We start from the raw sequence: 24,299 nt of genomic DNA on the forward strand, positions 1-24,299 counted from the left end.
GTTTCTTCACAACCCGGTTTCCGGGCGCCGATTCATGGACTCATGCGCGCCACTGGTGCCCACTTCTGCGCGTGGCGAAACGCTGCGGGCTATGCGGTGCGGCGGGCGCGGGAGCTGCGGGCGAGGTTGGCCAGGACATCGGCCGTCACGTCCCAATCCATGCAGGCGTCCGTGACGGACTGCCCGTACGTCAGGCTGGCGTCGCCGGCGGCAACCTTTTCGACGTCGAGGTTCTGCGCGCCGCCCACGAGGAAGCTCTCCAGCATGACGCCTGCGATGGTGTGCGCCGAAGCATCTCCGGCTTCCAGCTGGGCACCGATTTCCAGGGCAACCTCGGCCTGGCGGTGGTGGCTCTTGCCCGAGTTGGCGTGGCTGGCATCCACGATCAACCGGGGGTTGACGGATGCGGCGGCGGCCTTTTCGGACGCCTCCGCCACATCTGCGGCCTTGTAGTTCGGGCCCCTGCGGCCGCCGCGCAGGATCATGTGGGTGTCCTGGTTGCCGGAGGTGCTCACGAGCGAGGCGCGGCCGTCGCCGTCGATCCCGAGGAACGACTGCGGGGCGCTGGCAGCGTTGCACGCATCGAGTGCAACCTGCAGCTCACCGTCGGTGCCGTTCTTGAAGCCGATCGGCATGGACAGGCCCGAGCTGAGCTGGCGGTGGATCTGGCTCTCGGTGGTGCGGGCCCCGATGGCGCCCCAGGTGATCAGGTCGGCCGTGTACTGCGGGCTGATCGGCTCCAGGAATTCGGTGCCGGTGGGCAGGCCGAGCTCCGCAACCTGGAGCAGGAATTCACGCGCCATTTCCAGGCCCTTGGCCACGTCGTGGCTGCCGTCCAGGTTGGGATCGTTGATCAGGCCCTTCCAGCCCACCGTGGTGCGCGGCTTTTCGAAGTACGCGCGCATCACGATCAGCAGGTCCTCTTCATGGGCCTTGGCGGTTTCGGCCAGCCGGCGGGCGTATTCCAGCCCGGCCTTGGGATCATGAATGGAGCACGGGCCCACCACCACGAGGAGCCTGTCGTCGAGGCCGTCCATGATGGCGCGGACCTGGTCACGGCCGCGTTCGACGACGTTGCTTGTGTGTGCGTCCAGCGGCAGCTTTGCGGACAGCTGGGCAGGAGTCGGCAGCTCGGTGAACTGGCTGACGCGCAGGTTGGTTGTGGACTGCGGCCTTGCGGGTGCTGCGCCGGGGGTTTCGGTGGCTGCTGTGAGACTCATGGGAAAAATTCCTTTGCTGGTGGCTGGCAGCGAGCCTCCTCTTCGGAGCCCGCCGGAAAATGGCGAAGGACAGAGAATGAATTCTCTGTCCTGTTGGCTCTGAAGGTGGTTGGATGCGTGTCAGTTAGACGCGGGCCCCTCCAGAGCCAACGAAAAATACGCATACCAACGGTTTGTCATGCCCAAACCATACTCCCGAAATTATCCGGCCAGCAAATCGGCCACGTAATGAAGTTGCCGGAGCCAGTGGTGCTCCTGGCCGCCCTCGTGGTTGTTGAAACGGTAGAATTCCATGTCTTTTGCGGGCTGCAAGGAGGCTGCCGCCCCGTAGTTGTTGAAGGACGCGTACACGGTTGAGGCCGGGCAGACATCGTCCATTCCGGCCGACGAGTACAGCGCGGGGGCCGTGCAGCGGCTGGCGAAGTGCACGCCGTCGTAATAGTTGAGCACCGCCAGCATGGCGTCGTAGCCGCCCCTGTGGCGCTTGAGAAACGCCGAGATTTCCGGGTATGGCCCGCGCACCGCGAGGTCAATGGCGCGGGGGAAGTCCTGCAGGAAGGGCACGTCGGGCAGGACGCCGACGACGCCGTTGAGCCTGCCCGCGGCGATCCCGGCCGCAGCGATGGCCAATCCGCCGCCCTGGCTGATGCCCGCGAGAATGACCTTGTTTTCGTCGATTTCCGCGTGGGATTGGACCGCTTCAATGGCTCGGAAGGCGTCGACGTAGACGCGGCGGTAGTAGTAGCCGTCCCGGGAGTCGATGCCGCGGGTCATGAGCCCGGGGTAGGCGACGTCTCCGGCCGACGGGTGCGGATCCGGGGTGTCGCCGAGGATCCCGCCAAAACCCTGGCCGCGGGTGTCCATGATGAAGTGCGCGTAGCCTGCCTGCGCCCAGGATGTGTCCTGCTGGACCAGTCCGCGGCCCCCTGAGTAGCCGATGTACTGGACCACGGCGGGCAGTTTTTCGCCTTTTGGGCGATTTGCGGGGAGGTGCAGCCAGCCCTTGATCGGGGCGCCGCCGAAACCGTTGAAGGCCACGTCAAAGCTGTCGATGACTGTGAGCAGGTTTTCGACCGGGGTGAAGCTTGGTGCAAGGGGATGTTCGCGGGCCTCGGTGATTGTGGCATCCCAGAAGCTGTCAAAATCGGCAGGCTCGGCGGCGGCTGATGAATAGGCGCGGAGCTGGTCAACGGGCAGGTCGAAAAGCGGCATGGTCAGTTTCCGTTTCAGTCAGGCCCGGCACCCGGGCACACAATCCTTAGGGACATCCTACGTCCCACTTGTGGTTTTGTGGCGTCGCGGACCGATCGGCCAGGTATTTAACGGCCAGCGTCGGAGCACTGTGGCTCAGCCGTGGCCGCGGTTCGCAGGGGCGGGCCCCGCGCCGAGGAACGAGGCTGGGAAGTCGCTGGATGGGCCCACAAGCCCCCGGGCCCCAATGTCCAGAATCGCCCAGCGGCTGGACATTGGGAGGGACTGGGTGGGCCCACGACGGCGAGGGCCCCGCGCCGAGGAACGAGGCGTGGGAGCCGCCGGGGACTAACGCAGCGGGTTGAAGTGGCGCATGCTGGCCGGCGGGGTGCCGCCCGTCAGTTCCGCGGCAACCATCTTGCCTGTCAGCGGGCCCAGCGCAATCCCCCACATGCCGTGGCCGCCTGCAACGTGGACGCGCGGGGAACGGGTGGCGCCGACCAGCGGGAAGCCGTCGGTGGTGCAGGGCCTCGACCCCACCCATTCCTCCGCACGATCCTCCCAGTTGATGCCCGTGAACATGGGCGAGGCTGCATCCACAATGGCCTTGATGCGGCGCGGGTCCAGCGGGGCATCGGCGTTGCGGAACTCCATCATGCCGGCCACCCTGAGCCTGTCCCCCAGCGGCGTGCAGGCAACGCGTTGCGCCGGGAAGTAGATGGGGTGGCTGGGCATGGCTTCGGGGACGACCGTGAAGCTGTAGCCGCGGCCGGCCTGGACCACCCGCTTGACACCGAACTTGCGCGCCAGCGTCCCCAGCCAGGCACCCGTGGCGAGGACGACGGCGTCGGCCTTGATCAGGCGGCCCTCCGATCCGATCACGTCCACGCCGCTGCCAGTGTCACGCACGTCGAACACGGTAAACGCGGTGGTCAGGGTGGCGCCGCGGGCAACCACGGCATCCGCCAGCGATCGCATGAACGCCGGCGGGTTGATGAACTTTTGGTTGCGGATCTCCAGTCCGGCAACGACGCCAGTGCCCAGCGTGGGCTCGAGCGCACGGATTTCCTCCCCGGACATGAGGTTGAAGTCGACCTGGCCGCCGGTTTCCCGAATGACGTGGAACTCCTTGACCAGGGCGTCGCGGTCCTTGAGCGAAGCGAATCCCGTCAGGAAGGGGTCTGCCGGGCTGGCGATTTCGGCAAGCGGCGGTGTCCCTGCGGCGATTTCGTCGAAGGCGTCGATGCCGGTGTGGCCTATTTCCGCAAAAATGGCCATGGCCGCCCGCCACTTGCCGGGGGTGCAGTTCCGGGCAAAGCCCAGCAGGAACTTCAGCAGGGCCGGATCGGTGGAAGCCGGGATGTACAACGGGGAGGCCGGGTCCAGCATGGCCTTGAGCCCGTACGTCAACACCGAAGGCTCACTCAACGGAAGCGTCAGGGCCGGGGTGAGCCAGCCGGCGTTGCCCCACGATGAGCCCGAAGCCACCTCGCCACGGTCAACCACCGTGACCTTGATTCCCTGTTCCTGTAAATACCAGGCGGTGGACAAGCCAATGATTCCCGCACCAACAACAACCACATGTTCAGGCGCCTTTGCACTGACCACGATTCACACTCCTCGCACGTTGGCCGGCCGCTTTTCGCACCAGCTCCAGCCCCAGCGTATCCATGATTGCTGGAGCCGCGAAAAGCGCGCCCTGTCTTTCCCTACGGGCGGGCGTCAACGTCATCAATGAGCTCGTCCCCAAGCTCGACGGCGGCAGCCTGGTTGGCGTCTTTGTTGCGGTATCGGACGACGCCGATCGCCACGACCACGGCCGCCAACCCCACCGACAACAGCAACGCTTCCCGGGTCTGGGGCACAATCACCATGCCGATGATCAAGGCCGCGATTGCGATAATGGAGAGCCAGGTCAGGTACGGGAAGAGCCACATTTTCAACTCGAGTTCTTTCGCCGCGGCGCCCATCCGGCGTCGCAAAATCAACTGCGAAAGGGCAATCACGAGCCACACGAACAAGGCGATGGCTCCCGAGGTGTTGACCATGAACAAGAACACTGTGTCCGGGGCCAAGTAGTTCAGGCCCACTGTCACGAAGCCCACCACGGTGGATGCGAGAACGGCGCTGACGGGGACACCGCGTTTGGAGATCTTCCGCCAGGACTTGGGCGCGTCTCCCCGGGTGGACAGGGAGAAAAGCATGCGGCTGGCTGTGTACAGTCCGGAGTTCAGGCAGGAAAGCACGGAGGTCAGGACAACAACGTCCATGATGGTGCCGGCACCGGGAATACCAAACAGCTCAATAACCGCCACGTAGGGGCTCTTGGCCACCGAGGCATCGTTCCACGGCAGCAACGTCACGACGATTGCAACGGAGCCAATGTAGAAAATCAAGATTCTCCACACCGTGGACTTCACTGCCTTCTTCACCGCATCCACGGGGTTCTCGGACTCGCCGGCGGCAATTGTGGCGATCTCAGCACCAAAGAAGGAAAACACAACCACCAAGACACCCGCCAGGACGGCACCTGGACCGCTCGGGAAGAAGCCACCGTTGCCGGTGAGGTTTGAAAGTCCCGGCGCGTCAACCCCGGGCAAGAACCCGAGGATAGCAACGACACCCAACAGGAGGAAAACAATGATGGCGGCCACCTTGACGGAGGCGAACCAAAATTCAAATTCACCGTAGGACTTCACGGAGGCCACGTTGGTCAGCGTCAGCAACACCATCAGGATCAGCGCCCATTGCCACTGCTCAACTTCCGGCAGCCACCGGTGCATAATGGCTGCTCCGGCCGTGGCCTCAACACCAAGCACGATGATCCAGAACCAGGCATACAGCCAGCCAATGCTAAATCCGGCCCACCGTCCCAGTGCCTTGTCCGCGTAGGTGGAAAAGGACCCGGTTTCAGGATGCGCCGCTGCCATTTCGCCCAGCATCCGCATCACCAGGATGACCACGACGCCGGCCGCCGCGTACGCAACCAAAATCCCGGGACCGGCCTGCTGAATGGCGGCACCCGAACCCACAAAGAGTCCGGCGCCGATGACTCCGGCAATGGCAATCATGGACAGGTGGCGGGGTTTGAGGGTCTTCGATAATTGCTGTTCAGCTTGCATGGGAAAACTTCCTCTTGAGGCACCCTTGCACAGCAAAGCTGCCGCAGGCTTCCGTGATGCGTCTCACGGGGACGATTCAGCCTAGGACGGAGTTAGCTTGCCTGCGTTGTCCATAGTGCCAAAATTCGTCTTCGAAATCTGGTCAAATGCACACAAATTGGACTCCGCCGCTCGAATTGTTGCCCGCTGGGCAACTATTAGGGCTGTTTCAGAAACTTCCCGCCAGGGATCGACTTGAAGGCCGGCAGCTCCGGCACCACGATTCATCGACGGCGCCCCGGGGCGTGGGGCGCTAGAGCCCGGGTTGGGTCAGCGGCTGGTAAGAGACGCTGGAGCTGCTGGCGCCCACCACCGCACGCAGTTCCCCCAATGATTGTGGCGCCTCCCCAGCCGCCCGCGCCTGGACCAGGACGTTCCCGAGCGCCGTGGCCTCCACCGGTCCGGCCACCACGGGCAGTCCCGTGGCGTTGGCGGTGAGCTGGCACAACAGCTCGTTTTGGGATCCGCCGCCCACGACGTGGACCACATCCACCTTTTGTCCGGAGAGCTCCTGTGCCTGCGAGACCGTGCGCGCGTAGGCCGCGGCAAGGCTGTCCAAAATGCAGCGCACGACGGTGGCCTGCCCGCTTCCCAGCGTCCCTCCCCTTGCATTGGCGGCGGCCCGGATGCGTTCGGGCATGTTTCCGGGGGCAATGAAGTCCTCGGAATCCACGTCGATGAGCGGTCCTCCGGTTGATTCGGCGGCCGCGGCAGCCAGCAGCCCGGGGAGGGACATCGCAACCGGGAGTGCACCGGATGCAGAGGACCCGGCGTTGCGCCCTTCCTGTTCCCACGTGCGGATCGATTCGCTGAGCAGCCACAGGCCGCCGACATTGCGCAGGTAGCGGGTGGTGCCGTCCACGCCGCGCTCATTGGTGAAGTTCGCCAGTCGGCTGGCTTCCGTCAGGACCGGGGCTTCCAGCTCCAGACCAACCAGTGACCAGGTGCCGGAGGAAATGTAGGCAAAGTTGGGGCCCGCGGCCGGGACGGCTGCCACCGCGGATGCGGTGTCGTGCGAGCCGACGGCCACCACCTGGGTGGCTGGGGGAAGCCCTGTTTGCGCGGCAACCTCCGGCAGCAGCGTGCCGATGCTTTCCCCTGGCTCAATGAGCGGCGGGAAGAGCCCGGCCGGCAGGTCCAGGGCGGCGAGGAATTCGGTGGCCCACTCCCCCGCCACGGCGTCGTACAGGCCAGTGGTGGAGGCATTCGTGGACTCGGTGCGGCGGTTGCCCGTGAGCTTGAAGGCGATGAGGTCGGGGATCAGCAGTGCCTGCTGCCCGGCAAGGTCCCTTCCGGCAGCCTGCTCGGCGGCCAGCTGGAAGATCGTGTTGAACGGGAGGTGCTGCAGGCCCGTGGTTTCATACAGCCGGGCCGGGCCCACCACGCCATGGACGCGGTCCACCTGTGCGGCGCCGCGGGCGTCCCGGTAGCTGAACGGCTGCCCAATTAGTGCACCGGCAGCGTCGAGAAGCCCGTAGTCCACGGCCCACGTGTCGATGCCGATGCTGGCGATCGCACCGCCAACGGTGGCCGCATGCGTTGCGGCCGCCGCCAGCCCGGCCATGACCTCGGTGAAGAGTGCATCGAAGTCCCAATGCAACTCACCTTGCTGTTCCACCACACCGTTGGGGAAGCGGTGTACCACATCCAGGCGCACCGCTTCCCCGCCAGCATCCAGGCCCCCGACGATGACGCGTCCGGAGGACGCGCCAATGTCGACGGCGGCAAACAATGCCGCACCATGTACGGCAGGAGCAGACGTCATCGCAGGAAGGCTGCGGCCACGCCGGCGTCGACGGGGATGTGCAGCCCGGTGGTGTGCGACAGCTCGGCGCTGGTGAGAACGGCGGCGGCGTTGGCCACGTTTTCCGGCAGCACCTCGCGCTTGAGCAGGGTGCGCTGTGCGTAGTATTCGCCCAATTTATCTTCGTCGACACCATAGACGGCGGCCCGCTTGGCGCCCCAGCCGCCGGCGAAGATGCCGGAGCCGCGGACCACGCCGTCGGGATTGATGCCGTTCACACGGACACCGTATTGGCCCAGTTCGGCTGCGAGCAGGCGCACCTGGTGGGCCTGGTCCGCCTTCGTGGCCGAATAGCCGATGTTGTTGGGTCCGGCGAACACGGAGTTCTTCGAGGAAATGTAAACGATGTCCCCGCCCATGTCCTGCTCAATGAGCACCTTCGCGGCGGCCTTGGACACAAGGAACGAGCCCTTGGCCATGACGTCGTGCTGCAGGTCCCAGTCCTTTTCGGTGGTTTCCAGCAGCGGCTTGGAGATCGACAGCCCGGCGTTGTTGACCACCAAATCCAGCCCGCCAAACGCCAGCACGGCAACATCCACGGCGGCACGCACAGCGGCTTCGTCAGTGACGTCGGCCCGGATGCCAATGGCCACGTCAGGCCCGCCAAGTTCCAGTGCCACTGCCTCGGCGGCTTCAAGGTTCAAATCGGCGATCACAATGCAGGCACCTTCAGCGGCCAGCCTGGTGGCGATGGCCTTGCCAATGCCCGACGCCGCACCCGTCACCAAGGCGATGCGGGTGGCGTGCGACTTGGGCTTGGGCAAGCGGGCCAACTTGGCTTCTTCCAGCGCCCAGTATTCGATGCGGAACTTCTCCGCCTCGTCGATCGGAGCGTACGTGGACAGTGACTCGGCTCCGCGCATGACGTTGATGGCGTTGAGGTAAAACTCGCCGGCAACCCGTGCGGTCTGCTTGTTCGCCCCGTAGGAGAACATGCCCACGCCCGGCACCAGAACGATGGCCGGATCGGCGCCGCGCATGGCGGGCGAATCGGCCACGGCGTTGCGCTCGTAGTAGGAGGCGTAGGCTGTGCGGTACTCGGTGTGGAGTTCCTTCAGGCGTGCGATGGAATCCTCCACCGAGGCGTCCGCCGGCAGGTCCAGAATGAGCGGCTTGACCTTGGTGCGCAGGAAGTGATCCGGGCAGCTGGTGCCCAGGGCTCCCAGCCGCGCATGCTCGGCCGAAGCAAGGAAGTCCAACACGGCGGCATCGTCGTTGAAGTGGCCAACGGCGGCCTTGTCCGTCGAGGCGAGTCCGCGGATTGTGGGGGCCAGTGCAGCTGCCTTGGCGCGGCGTTCAGCCTCGGACAGTGCGCCGTAGCCGGGCAGTGCCGCACCGAACGGGTCCTTGCGGCCATTGGCAAGGATGTACGCCTCTGCGGTTTCGATGATCCACAACGAGTTCGCTTCCGCCTCTTCGCTGGTGGCGCCCCAGGCGGTGATGCCGTGGCCGCCCAGGATGGTGCCGATCACGTCAGGGTTGTTGTCCTTGATCGCGGCAATGTCCAGGCCGAGCTGGAAGCCGGGGCGGTGCCACGGCACCCAGGCAACCTTGTTGCCGAAGATCGCCGCGGTCAGTTCCTCGCCGTCCGCCGCCGTGGCGATGGCGATGCCGGAGTCCGGGTGCAGGTGGTCAACGTGGGCGGCGTCAACCAGTCCGTGCATGGCAGTGTCGATCGACGGTGCCGCGCCGCCCTTGCCGTGCAGGCAGTAGTCGAAGGCGGCGACCATTTCATCTTCGCGTTCAACGCCCGGGTAGGTGTTGACCAGGGCGCGCATGCGGTCCAGACGCAGCACGGCCAGGCCTGATTCCTTAAGCGTGCCGAGGTCTCCGCCGGAACCCTTTACCCACATCAACTCCACCGGCCCACCCGTCACGGGATCCGTTACGGTGCCCTTGGCGGAAGTGTTGCCGCCGGCGTAGTTTGTGTTGCGCTTGTCAGCACCTAAACGGTTGGAACGGGCGATCAAATCTGCCACAGTGTCGGTGCCGTTTTGCGCATTGGCGCGCGCCGCCGTCGTGCTTGTTGTGTCAGCCCTGTTGCTCTTGTCGCTCATGGTTATGCTCCCCATCCGGCCTGGGTGCCACCCACGCGCTCGGAATTGATTTTCTTTTGGTAGCCGCTGACGGCAAAGGCGGCCAGCGGGTCCGCGGGCAGGCCGCGGGATTCGCGCCATTCGGCGAGGACCGGGCGGACGTCGGTGTAGAAGGCGCTGGAGTAGATGTCGTTCGCGCCGAGGACGTCGCCGGCGTTCTGCGCTTCGGTGAGGGCTGCACGGTCCACGAGGAGCGCACGGGCCGTCATTTCCTGTACGTTCAGCACGGAGCGGATCTGACCGGGAATCTTTTCCTCGAGGTTGTGGCACTGGTCAAGCATGAAGGCCACGCCGGAATCGGCACCGAGGCCGTCGCCGCGGATGACCTCGTACATGATGCGGAAGAGCTGGTACGGGTCAGCCGCACCGACAATCAGGTCATCATCCGCGTAGAAGCGCGAGTTGAAGTCGAAGGAACCCAACTTGCCCAACCGAAGCAGCTGCGCCACGATGAACTCAATGTTGGTGCCCGGCGCGTGGTGGCCGGTGTCGAGGCAGACAAGCGCCTTCTCGCCGAGGGCGACGGTCTGGGCGTATGAGGTGCCCCAGTCAGGGACATCCATGTGATAAAAAGCTGGCTCGAAGAACTTGTATTCCAATACCATTCGTTGCTTGTCGCCGAGGCGGGCGTAGATCTCCTGGAGCGACTCGGCGAGGCGGTCCTGGCGGCCGCGAATATCCCCCTGGCCGGGGTAGTTGGTGCCGTCGGCGAGCCAGATCTTCAGGTCCCGGGAACCGGTGGCGTCCATGACGTCGATGCACTCAAAGTGATGGTCGATGGCCTGCCGGCGGACAGCCGCGTCCACGTGCGTCAGGGAACCGAACTTGTAGATGTCGTCCTGGAAGGTGTTTGAGTTGACAGTGCCCAGACCAACACCGTGGTCGGCGGCGTAGGCGTTGAGGGCGTCGTAGTCGTCGACCTTGTCCCACGGGATATGAAGCGCAACGAGGTGTGCCAGACCCGTGAGTTTGTGCACCTGCGCCGCATCGGCGATCTTCTCCTCAACGGTGCGGGGGGTCCCCGGCGTGCCGAAAACCTTGAAGCGCGTACCGGAGTTGCCGTAAGCCCACGAGGGGACCTCGATGGCCAGCTCTTCGAGCCGGCCCAGCATCGTTGCCATGTCAGTCATGTGTACATTCCTTCTCAGTTGTGGCCGGCGGCTGCCAGCCGGTTTTCCCGGCTAAAGACTTCTTCCAGTGCAGCGGACCTGCCTGGGTCATTCCGACGGCGAATTGAACTTCGCCAGCGCCCACTCCCTGCCGTCAAAACGGACTTCCGTGATAGCAGCATTGATCACCTCAGGGAAGATCGTCCTGTACCTGTCCAAGGGGATGCCCATCATGTGGCACAGCAGCAGCCTCATCAGCGTGGTGTGCATGACAACCAGGACTGCGCCGTCCGGACGGGCTCCGGCGATTTCCTCCAACGCCCCCAGGGCGCGGGCAACAGCGGAGCTCCCGGATTCCCCTCCCGGCAGCGGCGACGTTCCCGGGTTGGCCATGAACGCCGCCAGTTCCTGGGGGAACGCATGTGCCATTTCGGAACGAGTGAGCCCTTCCGCACGGCCAAAATCAACTTCACGCAATCGTGCGTCGACCACCAGCTCAATCCCCAGGCCCGCCACGGCGGGCTGCGCCGTGGCAATGGCGCGGGACAGGTCCGAGCTGTACACCGCCTCGGGCTTGTTCTTTGTCGCCCACCGGCCCAGCCGTTCCGACTGCTCGGTGCCGAGCGGAGTCATCGACACATCAGTGCTCCCTGCGTAGCGGTTCTCGGCATGCCAAAGCGTTTCCCCATGGCGGGCCAAATAGAAAACTGTCATTTACCTGCGCCTCCTTGCTGGCAACGAGTTATTCGGGCACGGTGGCTGGAAGACTAGCTGCCTGCCCCGGCCCTGGCATCGTTGAGGCCCTGGCGCATGAATTCAAGTGCTGTGGTGGCGAGCTCCACGTTGTCCACCCACAGGTTTCGCCATATGGCCAGTGAGTTGGACAAGGACTCATGCACCACCTTGGAGGAGAAAGACTCAAAGGTGATGACGCCGTCGTATTTGACTTCAGCGAGCGCACCGAAGAACTCCACCCAATTGATGCTCCCCGTCCCCAAGGCCCCCCGATGGGATTCACCGACGTGGACGTAACCAAGTTTCCCGGCAGACGCCGCCAGCCGGATCGCCTCCGCAAATGACCGTTCCTCAATGTTCATATGGTACGAATCAAGGTGTGCATAGACGTTGTGCCGGCCAATGGAGTCAATGAAGTCCAACGTCTGCCCGGTGGTGTTGACTACATTGGTCTCATAACGGTTGGCAAACTCAATGCCGAGGCTGATCCCGGATTCGGCTGCCTTGTCGGCGAGCCAGGCCATGGTCTCGCGGGAATTCTCCAGTCCTCGTTCCGTTGCCGGCGCATCGTATTTTCCCAGCTTTGAATAAATGACGCCGCAGAGCATCGTGCCGCCGGTGCCTCGAACAATGTTCAAGGCGTCCGACAACAATGCTCGTCCTTTGCGCACAGCGTCAGGGTCTTCGCTGGAAACATCCGTGTCCGCTCCAAGTCCCAGTGAAACGGCTGACTGCATGCCGTATTCCTCCAGCACCCGGCGGGTCATGTCTATGTCAATGTCGGCCGGGTCGATGGCGGCAATTTCCACCAGTCCGAAGCCTGCATTGGCTGAGCTCTCAATGGCGTGTCTAGCAGCGCTTTCAGTCCAGTTCCCTGACCAGACAAGCGAATGACAACCAAAAGTGTTCATTATTCTCCAAACTTCATATACGGACGGAACTATTGTTCAACGCTGGGCTGTTCAATCGCTGTCGAGCAGATATCCACGATTTCTGAGCTCCGCCAGGAATCGTTGGTAGTTTTCTTCCAGGGCAGCCGTTTGTCGACTGTCAGGGTCAAAGGTCGCCTCGATCGACACGAGTCGGGTGCTGATCTGTGTCAACGTCTCCGCTGTGACAGCGGAAGCGGCGATCATGGCGGCACCGAATGCACTGTTGTGGGTTTGCGGCCGGTGGATTGGCCGGCCCAACGTTGTTGCCCTGATCGTGTTCCATACACTGCTTGAACTGCCTCCACCGGTGGCGAGGAATCGCTTGGGGACCACACCCATTTTTTCGAGGCGCTCCACGCCGAGCCGTTCGGCGAACGCAACACCCTCCATGGCGGCTCGGTAGTTGTCTGCTTCGCTGCCATCGCCTCCGGTGGCAAAGAACTTCGCCGTTGCCGATTTGAACGGAAACCTTTCGCCCAGCCCCGTCAGCGGATAACAGACACCGGATGCAGGACCGTGGCGTTGTGCCATTTGGTTCCCGGCAAGAATCGCCTCCGGCGAGGTGCCAAACCGGTTGCCCAGTGCCCCGGCTCCGACGTTGGATGCGCCCCCGGGCCAGTAGCTCCCGTTAGGCCCCCTGTGAGAGTAGACAACAAAATCTACCGAACAAACATTTTGTGCCGCCACCGACTTCAGCACGAGTGTCGTGCCAAGGACGCCAACAATATCGCCCTCATGCACTGCGCCCGCACCGATTTGGGCGGTGCAGCCGTCAGTCATGCCCGCAATGATGCCAACCCCGGCCGGCAGGCCCAAAGGCTGCCCAACACTGTCGGACACCGCACCTATGACGGATCCCGGATGCGCCAGCATGCCCATCTTTTCCACCGGCAGCGACAACCGTGCCAGCAGGCCAAGGTCCCAGTTTCCGTTTTCCACATCGATGGCCGACTTCAGCGCATGGGAGGTGTCACTGGCCAGGAGAGCCCCGGCCAGTGCGGCGTGGACTACATCGGGGGTGTGCACATACTTTTCGGCGGGGGCGTTGCGCTCCAGCCACAATGCGCGGGCCAGTGCGGCATAGGGGCCCGTGGGCGACTGGGCGGAAATCTCGCGGTTCTCGTCGGCTGCGCGCTGGTCGTCGTACATCAAGGCGTCTCCGGAGGGGACTCCTTGGCTGTTGCACGGAACAATCGTTCCGGAGGTTCCGGTGGTGCACAGTGCCCGGATATTCCGGCTCTGCGCCCCCAATGCCGCTGTCACGGACTTGATCAGCCCAAATACCACCTGGGCGTAATCGGCTTGTTGCCCCCTGCCCGCAGAGGCTGCACGCACTGGGAGTGCCAGCGGGGCATCGCTTTGGGCAAATATCTGGCCCGTGTCCACGCCAACGGCCAGGACACGGGCATTGGCCGTGGCCAGGTCAATGCCCAGGACAATGGACTCGGAACGCATTTTCTAGTCCACCCGGCCAGCAAGATGGCCACGGCGTTCAACCACGTCTTCCCGGGCGAAGAAGCTGGCCACGGAATCGTCCGGAATATGCTGGACTCCACCTGCCGCATAGGCTCCCAGCCGAACTCTGGCACTCTTGACGGCCATGGCCGAAATTCCCTCCACGGCGTCGGCAGTCTCTGCGAGCGCAACTATTCCGTGGTTTCCCAGGGTGATCAGGCTGGGAAGTTCCCGCCCGCTTTGCGCATGCTTGCGCAAGACCTCATGGAACAATCTGCCCAGGGCCATTCCCGGCTGGGCGTATGGCACGTAGAGAGGTTGTCCGATAACGACAGCTTCATCTGAATATGCGGCATGGTCATAGGCGGTTTCAGCATGGATGCTTGCCATCAGCGCCACAACATCGGTGGGGTGTGAATGCCCGATGAAGCGCACGGGGGAAATCGCTTGCACTGCCACATGAATCAGGGTCTCGATGGAGGCCCTGCGGCGCTTGCCTGCATGTTCACCGGCGTCCAGGACCGTGGACAGGTCCCTCTGGGTGGATTCCGGGTCCAGCATCAACTGCAACAGCGGCTGAACTTCAACCGACACAAAGTCCTCGGCTGTGGCATGCTGCATGTTGGAGCCCGAGGTTTTAACCACCAACCTGCCATCCGCCATTAGTTCAGAGGTGTTTCCCTCCGCCAGAATGGCCAAATCCCGGTTTGGTTCCCCCAACGCACGAGTGAGGTCCACGAGGTCGGCCGACACCAGGGCCGGGTCCCATAAAACACTCATTTTGTTCCTCCGTATTTTCTTGAAGTGAGCCCATTCAACAAGGCTGCCAGGATCAGGATCGTGCCCAGCGCGGCCAGCTGCACCTGGGACCCCAGGTTGCCTGTAAAGATCAGCAGCAGCCCAGCATTGAGCCAGACGATCAACAGTGTCGCAACAACAATTCCCGAGATGCGGCCAATGCCGCCCGTGATTGCAACCCCACCGAGCACTGCGATGGTGATGGCAGGCAGTGCCATGCCGTTGCCGGACACTCCGGCGTCGGGGCGGGCGGAAGCAAATTGGGCCACTGTGACAACAGCAACCAATCCTGAAATGACGCCTGCGATCACGTACGCACCCATTCGGCTTTGTCTGACATCGATGCCCGACCACCGGGCTGCGACGTCATTGGTTCCAATGGCGAATTGCCGGCGCCCAAACGTTGTCCTGTTTAGGAGGAACCAGGCCACCAAAGCCACGGGGATGAGGTAGGTAAAAACCCCCAACGGGATATTGGGCAGATCATGCCCAATCAAGGGGATCTCCACGGATTGTGCGCTGGAGTAGAAGTCCTGAATAGGCGGCGTGCTGATGGGTCGCTGGTTGTTGACAACAAGCGCCAAAGACTTGAAGGCATAAAACGTGGCCAGTGTGGCAATCAAGGCGGGAAAGCCAAGATAGGCAACCAGAAAGCCGTTGATGGCACCGCACAAGGCACCAAACAGAACCGCGGCAATCATTGCCACCCACAAGGGCCAGCCCCAGACTCCGTAGGCCAGGCCGAAGATCATCCCTGTCAGGGATACGATTGCGCCCACTGACAGGTCAATTCCGCCGCGTCCGCTCAAGATCACAAAGAGTTCGGCAATACCCAACAGGACAAGCGGCACGGCGTTGATCAGCGCTGCCGCCATATAGTCGGAATCGTAACTGCCGTTGAGCGTCCCGGCGGCGTCGAGCGTGAACATGGTGCCGACGGCAATAACCAGCAGCACGGCCAGGAGCAGTGTTCGCTGCGTGGCAACTATCCTGATTGTTCTGCTGAGTGCAGTCTCACGCTGCACAGCATTGGGGGACATGGTTGAGACGCTCATGACTTCCTCCGTGCCCGTTGCCGAACCAAGTCAGTGCCGACGGCAATGATGATGAAAATTCCGACGAAAAGATTGGCCAGCTGTGTGGGCCAACCAAGCTGTGTGACGCCGGAGGTGACTGTTTGCACCAAAATGGCGCCCAGAACCGTGCCCACTACCGAGCCGCGGCCTCCCATGATTGAAGTGCCGCCGATTACGACGGCTGCAATGACGGCCAGCTCACTCCCGGTCCCCACACTTTGGTCGAGTGTGGAGGTTCCCAGGGACATGGTGAAGCAGGCCGCAACACCAACCAGCAGGCCGGTAATGACGTAGGTGAGGATGGTGCGCCGCTGCACCCGGACCCCGGCCAGACGTGCGGCGCTTGAATCACCGCCAATGGCGAACAGGTGGCGCCCGCCTGAAGTGTGCCGCAAATACCACCATGCAGCCAGAGCCACAATTGCTGTGATCAAGAAAGAATGGGGGACCCCCATTGTTCGCCCGGCCTCTCCGCGGCCAAAAAATTCAAACGTGGACGGGATCCCGTTGACGGTCTGCGAGCCAAAGATCCGCAGCCCGAGGAACTGAAACAAGTTGGCTGTGCCGAACGTGATGATGATTGGGTGGACCCGGCCAATGGAGATCAGGAATCCGTTGACGCAGCCAAGCAGCCCGCCGATGATCATGGAGATCACCAGCGCCGGTATCAGGGGCATTCCGGTTGCCACCAGCATTTTTGAGGTGACGACTGCACAGACCATAAGCATGGCCGCAACCGAAATATCGATGCCACCTGTGATGATGACAAACGTCATGCCCACGCCAACCAGCGCGATGGGTGCCACGGAAGCCAGCAGGGGTTGAATGGACCCGGGAGTCAGGAATGACTTTGTCGTCATGCCCAAAACGACCCAAAGGACGATGAGCACCGCCACCAGGACCAGTTCCTGTCCTGTTATGGGCAGAGGCAGTATTCGGGCCGCTTTTCTGCCCTGTCTTTCTGCGAGCTGCCCGCGCCGCGGGCTTGGCAGCTTGATGCTGGCGTTCATTTACTTTTCTCCCTCCTGGGTGGGGTCCGTGGTCTGGCCCGCTGCAGCAGACAAGAGGTCAACTTGGGATGCGCCTGGCCCGAACTCAACCGTTGTGGTCCCACCACGGACCACTATGGTCCTGTCCGCCAACCGCAAAACCTCGGCCAGGTCTGAGGTGACAACCAGGACCGCGGTGCCTTGTTCGGCCAGGGCAATAATGATGCGATGGATTTCTTCCTTGGCACCCACGTCAACGCCTTGTGTCGGTTCTGAAAGAACCAGGACCTCCGGACGGTTTACAAGCAGCCTGGCCAAGACCACTTTTTGTGCGTTTCCGCCGGACATCGACGCGATGGGCATGGCTTCATTGGGCGTCTTCACCGCCAGCCGTTTGATCAGGTCCAGGGCGGTGGTCTTTTCAGCCTTCCGGTCCATAAGGACCCCGGCTTTTGTGAAGTGTCCCAAGTTGCCCGCAGAAATATTGAAGGCAATTGATTGAAAAGCGAACATGCCCTGCACCTTGCGGTTGGCTGGCAGCAAGGCGATGCCCAGCTTCTGGGCATCGGAGGGTGTTTTGGGCTTGATCTGCCGTCCGTCGAGGTAAATCTCACCTGCGCTCGGGGTCTCAATGCCGTAAAGCGTTGAGGCGATGTCGGCCGATCCTGACCCGACCAGTCCGTACAATCCCACTATTTCACCGGTTCTGATCGACAAGTTGACGTCGCTGAACTTGCTTCCGTGCGCCAGGCCCCTGACCTTTAGTTTGGGTTCGCCGACGGGGATTACCCGTTCGCTGCGACTGTCATTGAGGATCCCTCCCACCATCAGCTCTGCCATTTGGCGCACTGAATAGTCGCCGATGACCCCGGACTGGATAGTTGCACCGTCACGCATGACTGTCACTTCATCGGCGATATGGGCCAGTTCGTCAAGGCGATGGGAAATGTAGATGATGCTTACACCCTCGGCAGCGAGGCGTCTGATGACAGTGAAAAGGACTTCGATTTCCGAGTCGGTCAAGATGGCGGACGGTTCATCAAGAATGAGAATCTTGGCCTCGTTGACCAGCGCCTTGGCAATGGACACTTGTTGCTGTTCGGCAATGGAAAGTTCGGCAATGGGCGTTGAAGCGTAGGCAAGCGGCAGTTGAAGCAGCGTCAAGAGCTCTTCAACGCGCTTCATCTGCGCAGCCCAGAAGATTCTCCCGGCCTTCTTCATTTCCCTGCCCATGAAGATGTTTTCAGCAACTGTCAGCTCCGGAAAGAGCTGCGGTTCCTGGTAGACAGTCTGGATACCCAGATCGATCGCCGCGTTGGTTGATTCGACGGCGACCACTTCGCCGTCGAACTCGACAGTTCCGGCGTCGGCGGACTCGGCGCCGGAAAGAATCTTGATCAGTGTCGATTTGCCGGCACCATTTTCACCGATGATTGCATGTACGGTGCCGGGCCTGATCGACAAGTCGGCGTTCTTGATGGCACGAATCGCGCCATAGCTCTTTACTATGCCGGTCATTTTCAGGCGCAGCGGCCGGTCGTCACCGGATAAATTCTTCTGAGTGTCCACAGTGTCATTCCTCTAAGAAGTACCGTCTGCCGGGGTTCACGCCCCGGCAGACGGTCGGATGCAACGTCTGGCTGGTTCCACGCGCCTCGGGCACCCCCTGCTGGCTTGCTTGCCAACCGTGGGCAGGTTGCGGGGACTAGTAGTCGTAGTTGTCCACATTCGTCGGGGTGATCTTCAGCGCCGGGCCCAGGAGCAGTGTCTTGGTTGCCTCGTCATAGGTGACTGCATCAAGTCCGGGGCCAACCTTGTTCGTGGCTGCGAACGGCTTGCCTTCAGCCAGCTGGACACCGGCCCAAGCAGTCAGGTAACCCAATGCCTTGACATCCCACAGGATTGACGCCGATGAAGAGCCCTCCTTCAGGTAAGGTGCCATCGACATGGGGGTGCCGAGCCCGACGGTGAAAACTTTGCCGATCTTTCCCGCGTCCTTGACTGCTTGGGCGACACCAGGGGCTGATGAGGTGCACTCACCAACGAGGCCCGTCAGGTCTGGGTTGGCATTCATCAAATCGGTGGCCATTGACGTTGCCTTCGCCTGGTCTTCACCCGCATAAACAACCGACACGAGCTCTGCCTTGGGGTACTTCTTGGCCGCGTAAGCCTTCTGCACGGCAATCCACGCATTAAGGTTTTCAGCGGTTTCACCACAAGAGACAATCGCGTACTTTCCAGCACCGCCCATGGGCTCCATGATTGCGTCCGTCAATGCTTCGCCGATGCCCTCCGCCGATGCCTGGTTGACGAACACCTGCCTCACTGAATTGGGCGCATCAGTGTCTGAGGTGCCAACCTTGATGCCGGCTGTCTCCGCTTCCTTCAGCAGCGGCGCCATCGAATCGGGGTCGTTGGGTGCAACAATCAACGAGTCCACTTTTTGTTGGATGAATGAACGGGCGATGTCCGCCTGGGCAGCAGCATCCGCCGTGGTGGGGCCCTGGTACAGCCATTCAACATTGCCCATGTCGGCAGCGGCGGCCTTGCCACCTGCGTTCATGGCTTCGAAGTACGGAATGCCGGCGAGCTTGGGAACGAATGCCACCTTGATCTTGGCGCTGGCAGAGTCGCCGGAGCCGGGAGCCGCGGCATCGTTTTTGCTGGTGCACCCACTCATGGCCAACATGCCTGCGAGCGCCAATGCTGCCATCGTCGTGAGCTTGGATTTCTTGTACACGTGTTTCTCCTTATTGTTGTTCGACTGCGTTGTCGGCTTGGTGTTTAGCTTGTGGGAATGCCCCTGCGTGCCATGTCGCGGTGCACGAGATTGGTGAAGTTCCCTGCTGCATCCGCCCAGCGGGCGTCGCCTCGGGGTTCATAGATCTTCTCCACCACACTGTTTTTCACTGCTGCACGAATATCTTCGAGTCCAGAAAGTTCGCCTAGGGCGACCAGTTGTGTTCCTGCATTGCCCAAGGCTGTGGCTTCCGTGGATCCGCATCGAACCGTCAGCCCTGTTGCATCAGCAGTGGCTTGCTGGAGCACTGTGTTGTTGACCCCGCCGCCAACAACATGGATCGCGCTCAACGAGATGCCTGTGGCTGTCTCAATTTCCATGAGACTGTGGCGGTAGCTCAGTGCCAGGGAATCGATGATGCACCGTGTCATCGCGGGTATGCCCACAGGCACTGCAATGCCGTTTCTGCGGCAATAGTCGCGAATTCTATTGGGAGTGTCTCCGGGCGCCAGGAATTCCACGGCGTTGGGGTTGATCACCGAGGCCAGCGCTGGTTCGTGCATCGCTGACTCCACCAGATCCGCGTAGTCCACTGAATGTCCTTCGGAAATCCACTGCCGCCTGCAGCACTGGATCAGCCAAAGTCCCATCACATTGTTGAGGAGTCGGATATCGCCTTCATAACCTCCTTCGTTGGTCAGGTTTGCCCGCCTCGTCGCATCGGTGATCAACGGTGTGGCACGCACGACGCCGACAAGGGACCAGGTGCCCGAGGAAATGAACGCGTCGTCTGTGTTCTGGAACGGAATAGCCACGACTGCGCTGGCCGTGTCATGTCCCGGTGGCAGGATGACGCGTGTGCCCGACAATCCCAAGGTCCGGTACTGTGCACGCAACGGCCCTACATCCGTGCCAGCAGCCACCACTTCAGGAAGCATCTGGCTTGGAATTCCCAGCTCGTCCAAGAAGTCCCACGCCCACTGCCGCTTCTCCATGTCGAAAAGGCCCGATGTTGATGCGGCACTGAACTCAGTGACGGTGCTGCCGCTGAGCAGATGATGGAAAACATCCGGCATCATGAGCAGCCTGGAAGCTGCTTGCAGACGCTGGGGGTGGTTCTCGGCGTCGTCCATGAGGGAAAACACCGAATTGATCTCGTTGAGTTGGGTGCCTGTCGCCGAGTACATGCGCTGCGCACCAACCGTTTTCAGCGCTTTGGCAAACTGCACCACGTTCCGCTGGTCCCGATAGCAGCTGGGGTCCTGGATCAGGGTGCCGCCCTCATCGAGAAGTCCATAGTCCAAACCCCATGCATCGGCGCCCACTGAACGCACCTCTTGGTTGGCGGCCCCTACCAGCATCAGGCCCCGCAACACCTCGGCACTGAGGCGTTGGAAGTCCCAGCGCAGAATACCTGCAACGGAGCGGGGGAAATTGGTGAACCTGTGGGCCACATCCAAGGCCAATGTTTTCCCGTCAAAGGCGACGGACGCCACCCTGCCGCTCTCAGCACCCAGATCGACGGCGGCGACCACCGTGGCCTTCAAAGCGGGCTCCCGTCGGCGCTCGGCGAACGCCAGCCTTCCTGCTGTGATGCCAGATTGACCTCAACACCGTGGGACTGCCAACCAGCCACGAAGCTTGCGGACGCTCTATCGTCGGTGTAGAGCGCTGTGACCGAGTTGACTGGAGCGAAGGAATGCAGGCCGAGCTGACCAATTTTTGTTGAGCTGAACAGTCCGTACACCTTGTCGCATGCGGAGGCCAGATAGCGTTTTGCTTCTGCTTCCTCCGACGACAGTTCCAGCAGACCAAGTTCCGGGGACAAACTTTTGACCCCAAAGAAGCCCTTCCCAATCCGACCTCGGCCCTCCAGGACGTCGGCAAACTGCCCAACCATGGACCCCGACGAGCGACGCAGCGCACCGCCTGGCATGAGCACCATGGCATTGGACTGCTCCATGAACAACGTGGCGGTTCGCATGCCGTTAGTGATGACAACAAGGTTGCGGCGGTTGAGAATTTGCTGGGCCAGAAAATAGCATGTCGTTGATGAATCGAATGCGAGGGTGTCACCGTCGCGGACCAGCGGGGCCGCGGCGAGTGCCAAGGCAACCTTGGTTTCTCGCTCCAGCCGCAAGCGCAGGCTGAACGCGCCTTCATCCACGCTGTCCAGGGCAACCGCGCCGCCACGAATGCGACGAACGAGGGAGCGCCGGGCAAGGGCGTCGAGATCTTTGCGGATTGTCACGTCAGAAACGCCGTGGCGTGCAGCCAAATCCTTGATCGTCACCTGGCCGGTGGCGGCAAGGGACACGAGAATGTCATGTTCCCGGGCAGCTTCTCCCGCGTTCTTCGTCATGTCGCCCCCGCCCACTCAGGATATGTGATTTACCTCACCCAGTGGACTCATGCTGGCAGCTTGGTTGCTTAAATGCAATGAACATGAACTGAACGGAAGCGATTCACTTTCATTTCGTTGTTAAATGAGTTGTTAACATTCCGCCGTGGAACCCAAAACCGCTCCCTAAACAAAAACCGGCCCGCAACAGCGGCCGAAAACGCCGTGAAATCACGTGTTTTCGACCCCTGTTGCGGGCCGGCTAAAGGGGTGGAGCCTAGATCAGGCCCTGGGCCAGCATGGCATCGGCGACCTTGACGAAGCCGGCGATGTTGGCGCCCACCACGTAGTTGCCCGGTGAGCCGTAGGTGTCGGCAGTTTCGGCACAGCGGTCGTGGATGCCGATCATGATCTGGTGCAGGCGCTCCTCGGTGTGCTCAAAGGTCCAGGCGTCGCGGCTGGCGTTCTGCTGCATTTCCAGTGCCGAGGTGGCCACGCCGCCGGCGTTGGCCGCCTTGCCCGGCGCAAACAGGATGCCTGCTTCCTGGAACACGGCGATGGCGCCGCTGGTGGAAGGCATGTTGGCGCCCTCAGCAACGGCCACGAGGCCGTTCTTCACCATGCGGGTTGCCGCCTCGGTGTTGACTTCATTCTGCGTCGCGCACGGCAGGGCCACTGCGGCGTTGACGTCCCACACCGAACCGCCATCGACATAGCTGACTGAGGCGCCGCGGCGGACGGCGTATTCCTTCAGGCGGCCTCGTTCTTTTTCCTTGATCTGGCGCAGCAACGGCACGTCAATGCCGTTCTCGTCCACGATGTAGCCGGAGGAATCGGAGCAGGCCACAACCTTGGCGCCAAGCTGCTGGGCCTTGGCGATGGCGAAGGTGGCTACGTTGCCGGAGCCGGAAATCACCACGCGCTGTCCATCGAGGGACTGGCCACGGGTCTTGAGCATTTCCTGGGTGAACATGACTGTGCCATAGCCTGTGGCTTCGGGGCGTACGAGTGAGCCGCCCCAGCCGATGCCCTTGCCGGTGAGAACGCCCGACTCGTAGCGGTTGGTGATGCGCTTGTACTGGCCGAACAGGTAGCCGATCTCGCGGCCGCCAACACCAATGTCACCTGCGGGGACGTCAGTGTATTCGCCGATGTGGCGGTAGAGCTCGGTCATGAAGCTCTGGCAGAAACGCATGACCTCGGCGTCGGACTTGCCGCGGGGGTCAAAGTCAGAGCCGCCCTTGCCGCCACCGATGGGCATGCCTGTCAGCGCGTTCTTGAAGATCTGCTCGAAGCCAAGGAACTTCACAATGCCCAGGTAGACCGACGGGTGGAATCGCAGTCCGCCCTTGTACGGGCCAAGCGCGGAGTTGAACTCAACGCGGAAACCGCGGTTGATCTGCACGCGGCCGGCATCGTCCATCCACGGCACGCGGAAGATGATCTGGCGTTCCGGCTCACACAGCCGCTGCAGCACGGCGGCGTCAACAAATTCTGGATGTTTATCCAGAACCGGGCCGAGACTTTCAAAAACTTCCAACACTGCCTGGTGAAATTCTTTTTCCCCGGGATTACGGGCTAAAACTTGCTCCCGGATGGCTTCAAGCCTGGTATCCAATGAGTCTCCTGAAAGGGTTGAGGCGCCGTAGCATGGCGCATAAATATGCTCACTCGCAATTTTCCAGTCGACCCTCTACTTAGACTAATTTTTCTCACGGATCGATATGACATGCACGGTCTTGCATATTATCGGTGAGCAACCACGTTCCGGGCGGAGATTCTCAGTCTTTTCGACGCCTGAATGCGGGCAGGGCCGGAAGATTCGCCAATAAATCGGCAGCCTTGTTGGCGGCCCGTCCCACGCTGCGGCTGATTTGCCCCTGCACGCCGCCGTCGCCTTCATGCGACTGCACAACCGCTGTCGCCTGCCTCGAGACGGCCAACGAAGGAACAGCCGCGGTCGCAGGAGCGCCACGGGACTTGTCGGGCATTGCAGCGGCGCCATTGCCTGCCGCTCGTGTAGCGGCTGCTCGTGTTGCAGTTGCTCTCGCAGCTGCGGCCCGTGCCGCCACTTCGGCGGAGGCGCGGGAAGCCTGGTGGTTCGCGGCGCTGGGGCCGGCTTCCTGATTTTCTGCCCGCCGGCCCGGCACTTCCTTGGCCACAGCCGCTTCCTTGGCCACTGCGGCGGCAGGCACAACCGTGGCCGGCGTCGAGGCGGCAGGCCCGCCCGCAACGGAAGCCGCAATGGGTGCAGCGGCGGGTACAGAAGCGACAACAGCCACCTGGCCGGGCGTACCGGCGCCAGCCGCGTGCCGTCCAGGCTGCGGGGCAGCTGCAGAAACCGGGGCTGGCGCAGCAACCGCGGCCGACGCCGCAGCGGTACCGGCACCGAGGGACTCCAGCCATGTGGAAACGAGCGCGAGCGGCTCGGTGTTGATGCCGTAAAAACGTTTCTGGCCCTGGGCTCGCATGGTCACCACTCCGGCCTCGCGCAGGACGCGCAGGTGCTTGGACACCGTTGGCTGCGAAACACCAAGTTCATCCACCAGCTGCCCCACGGCCTTGCTCTCCTGGGCCAATGCTTCCAAGATGTCCCGACGGGTGCTTTCGGCAATTACCGCAAAGACTTTTTCTGCAACCATTCCACTACCC

Annotated in this window: 19 protein-coding genes; all 19 read right to left on the minus strand. The window is 62.1% G+C overall.

The features are described from left to right. Positions 1–89 precede the first annotated feature (89 nt). The 19 genes from AC1L6K_RS00890 to AC1L6K_RS00980 all read right to left on the minus strand — a co-directional run bounded on the left by AC1L6K_RS00890 (position 90) and on the right by AC1L6K_RS00980 (position 24,289). Positions 90–1,220: a 3-deoxy-7-phosphoheptulonate synthase gene (locus AC1L6K_RS00890; RefSeq protein WP_480950873.1), complete on the minus strand. Its 1,131-nt coding sequence runs from the start codon at positions 1,218–1,220 to the stop codon at positions 90–92. Between the two features lie 201 nt (positions 1,221–1,421). Then, positions 1,422–2,432, minus strand: a complete 1,011-nt coding sequence (locus tag AC1L6K_RS00895) for an acetylxylan esterase (protein WP_480950874.1) — start codon at positions 2,430–2,432, stop codon at positions 1,422–1,424. 327 nt (positions 2,433–2,759) lie between these two features. Further along, entirely contained in the window at positions 2,760–4,019 is a 1,260-nt protein-coding gene (locus AC1L6K_RS00900) for an NAD(P)/FAD-dependent oxidoreductase (protein ID WP_480950875.1), read from the minus strand. A 101-nt stretch (positions 4,020–4,120) separates the two neighbouring features. Continuing rightward, a complete protein-coding gene (locus tag AC1L6K_RS00905; protein WP_480950876.1) occupies positions 4,121–5,533 on the minus strand; it encodes an amino acid permease in 1,413 nt (470 codons plus the stop codon). A gap of 292 nt (positions 5,534–5,825) precedes the next feature. Beyond that, entirely contained in the window at positions 5,826–7,337 is a 1,512-nt protein-coding gene (locus tag AC1L6K_RS00910; RefSeq protein WP_480950877.1) for a rhamnulokinase, read from the minus strand. After that, positions 7,334–9,433 carry a bifunctional aldolase/short-chain dehydrogenase gene (locus tag AC1L6K_RS00915; RefSeq protein ID WP_480950878.1) on the minus strand — a complete coding sequence of 700 codons (2,100 nt, stop codon included), beginning with the start codon at positions 9,431–9,433 and terminating at the stop codon, positions 7,334–7,336. The genes AC1L6K_RS00910 and AC1L6K_RS00915 overlap by 4 nt, the downstream gene beginning before the upstream one ends. Before the next feature lie 2 nt (positions 9,434–9,435). Beyond that, positions 9,436–10,602 (minus strand): L-rhamnose isomerase, encoded by a 1,167-nt coding sequence (gene rhaI, locus AC1L6K_RS00920; protein ID WP_480950879.1) that lies wholly within the window; start codon positions 10,600–10,602, stop codon positions 9,436–9,438. Positions 10,603–10,689: 87 nt separating this feature from the next. After that, positions 10,690–11,295 carry a histidine phosphatase family protein gene (locus AC1L6K_RS00925; protein WP_480950880.1) on the minus strand — a complete coding sequence of 202 codons (606 nt, stop codon included), beginning with the start codon at positions 11,293–11,295 and terminating at the stop codon, positions 10,690–10,692. Positions 11,296–11,348: 53 nt separating this feature from the next. Continuing rightward, positions 11,349–12,227, minus strand: coding sequence for a sugar phosphate isomerase/epimerase family protein (locus AC1L6K_RS00930; protein WP_480950881.1), 879 nt, complete (start codon positions 12,225–12,227; stop codon positions 11,349–11,351). 51 nt (positions 12,228–12,278) lie between these two features. Continuing rightward, positions 12,279–13,703, minus strand: coding sequence for an FGGY-family carbohydrate kinase (locus AC1L6K_RS00935; RefSeq protein ID WP_480950882.1), 1,425 nt, complete (start codon positions 13,701–13,703; stop codon positions 12,279–12,281). 3 nt (positions 13,704–13,706) lie between these two features. Next, a complete protein-coding gene (locus AC1L6K_RS00940; RefSeq protein WP_480950883.1) occupies positions 13,707–14,483 on the minus strand; it encodes a class II aldolase/adducin family protein in 777 nt (258 codons plus the stop codon). Further along, positions 14,480–15,556, minus strand: a complete 1,077-nt coding sequence (locus AC1L6K_RS00945) for an ABC transporter permease (protein ID WP_480950884.1) — start codon at positions 15,554–15,556, stop codon at positions 14,480–14,482. Before AC1L6K_RS00945 ends, AC1L6K_RS00940 begins: the two co-directional genes overlap by 4 nt. Further along, positions 15,553–16,587, minus strand: a complete 1,035-nt coding sequence (locus AC1L6K_RS00950; RefSeq protein WP_480950885.1) for an ABC transporter permease — start codon at positions 16,585–16,587, stop codon at positions 15,553–15,555. Before AC1L6K_RS00950 ends, AC1L6K_RS00945 begins: the two co-directional genes overlap by 4 nt. Continuing rightward, complete coding sequence (locus AC1L6K_RS00955) at positions 16,588–18,135, minus strand: sugar ABC transporter ATP-binding protein (RefSeq protein WP_480950886.1); 1,548 nt, start codon at positions 18,133–18,135, stop codon at positions 16,588–16,590. It abuts the gene before it with no gap. 136 nt (positions 18,136–18,271) lie between these two features. After that, the gene (locus AC1L6K_RS00960) at positions 18,272–19,306 is read right to left on the minus strand and encodes an autoinducer 2 ABC transporter substrate-binding protein (protein WP_480950887.1); all 1,035 of its coding nucleotides are present in this window, start codon (positions 19,304–19,306) and stop codon (positions 18,272–18,274) included. Between the two features lie 44 nt (positions 19,307–19,350). Continuing rightward, complete coding sequence (locus AC1L6K_RS00965; protein ID WP_480950888.1) at positions 19,351–20,853, minus strand: rhamnulokinase; 1,503 nt, start codon at positions 20,851–20,853, stop codon at positions 19,351–19,353. Next, positions 20,850–21,668: a DeoR/GlpR family DNA-binding transcription regulator gene (locus tag AC1L6K_RS00970; protein WP_480950889.1), complete on the minus strand. Its 819-nt coding sequence runs from the start codon at positions 21,666–21,668 to the stop codon at positions 20,850–20,852. Before AC1L6K_RS00970 ends, AC1L6K_RS00965 begins: the two co-directional genes overlap by 4 nt. A 256-nt stretch (positions 21,669–21,924) precedes the next feature. Beyond that, complete coding sequence (gdhA, locus tag AC1L6K_RS00975) at positions 21,925–23,265, minus strand: NADP-specific glutamate dehydrogenase (RefSeq protein WP_480950890.1); 1,341 nt, start codon at positions 23,263–23,265, stop codon at positions 21,925–21,927. A 163-nt stretch (positions 23,266–23,428) separates the two neighbouring features. After that, complete coding sequence (locus AC1L6K_RS00980) at positions 23,429–24,289, minus strand: ArsR/SmtB family transcription factor (RefSeq protein ID WP_480950891.1); 861 nt, start codon at positions 24,287–24,289, stop codon at positions 23,429–23,431. Positions 24,290–24,299: the final 10 nt, after the last annotated feature.

It is taken from the genome of Specibacter sp. BI4, from assembly GCF_056680095.1.

Bases quoted from the DNA above. Each gene is read 5' to 3' on its own strand.
- AC1L6K_RS00895 (WP_480950874.1), bottom strand. From the start codon at position 2,432: ATGCCGCTTTTCGACCTGCCCGTTGACCAGCTCCGCGCCTATTCATCA.
- AC1L6K_RS00925 (WP_480950880.1), bottom strand. From the start codon at position 11,295: ATGACAGTTTTCTATTTGGCCCGCCATGGGGAAACGCTTTGGCATGCC.
- AC1L6K_RS00970 (WP_480950889.1), bottom strand. From the start codon at position 21,668: ATGACGAAGAACGCGGGAGAAGCTGCCCGGGAACATGACATTCTCGTG.
- AC1L6K_RS00980 (WP_480950891.1), bottom strand. From the start codon at position 24,289: ATGGTTGCAGAAAAAGTCTTTGCGGTAATTGCCGAAAGCACCCGTCGG.
- AC1L6K_RS00930 (WP_480950881.1), bottom strand. From the start codon at position 12,227: ATGAACACTTTTGGTTGTCATTCGCTTGTCTGGTCAGGGAACTGGACT.
- AC1L6K_RS00910 (WP_480950877.1), bottom strand. From the start codon at position 7,337: ATGACGTCTGCTCCTGCCGTACATGGTGCGGCATTGTTTGCCGCCGTC.
- AC1L6K_RS00905 (WP_480950876.1), bottom strand. From the start codon at position 5,533: ATGCAAGCTGAACAGCAATTATCGAAGACCCTCAAACCCCGCCACCTG.
- AC1L6K_RS00915 (WP_480950878.1), bottom strand. From the start codon at position 9,433: ATGAGCGACAAGAGCAACAGGGCTGACACAACAAGCACGACGGCGGCG.
- rhaI (WP_480950879.1), bottom strand. From the start codon at position 10,602: ATGACTGACATGGCAACGATGCTGGGCCGGCTCGAAGAGCTGGCCATC.
- AC1L6K_RS00940 (WP_480950883.1), bottom strand. From the start codon at position 14,483: ATGAGTGTTTTATGGGACCCGGCCCTGGTGTCGGCCGACCTCGTGGAC.
- AC1L6K_RS00950 (WP_480950885.1), bottom strand. From the start codon at position 16,587: ATGAACGCCAGCATCAAGCTGCCAAGCCCGCGGCGCGGGCAGCTCGCA.
- AC1L6K_RS00890 (WP_480950873.1), bottom strand. From the start codon at position 1,220: ATGAGTCTCACAGCAGCCACCGAAACCCCCGGCGCAGCACCCGCAAGG.
- AC1L6K_RS00935 (WP_480950882.1), bottom strand. From the start codon at position 13,703: ATGCGTTCCGAGTCCATTGTCCTGGGCATTGACCTGGCCACGGCCAAT.
- AC1L6K_RS00945 (WP_480950884.1), bottom strand. From the start codon at position 15,556: ATGAGCGTCTCAACCATGTCCCCCAATGCTGTGCAGCGTGAGACTGCA.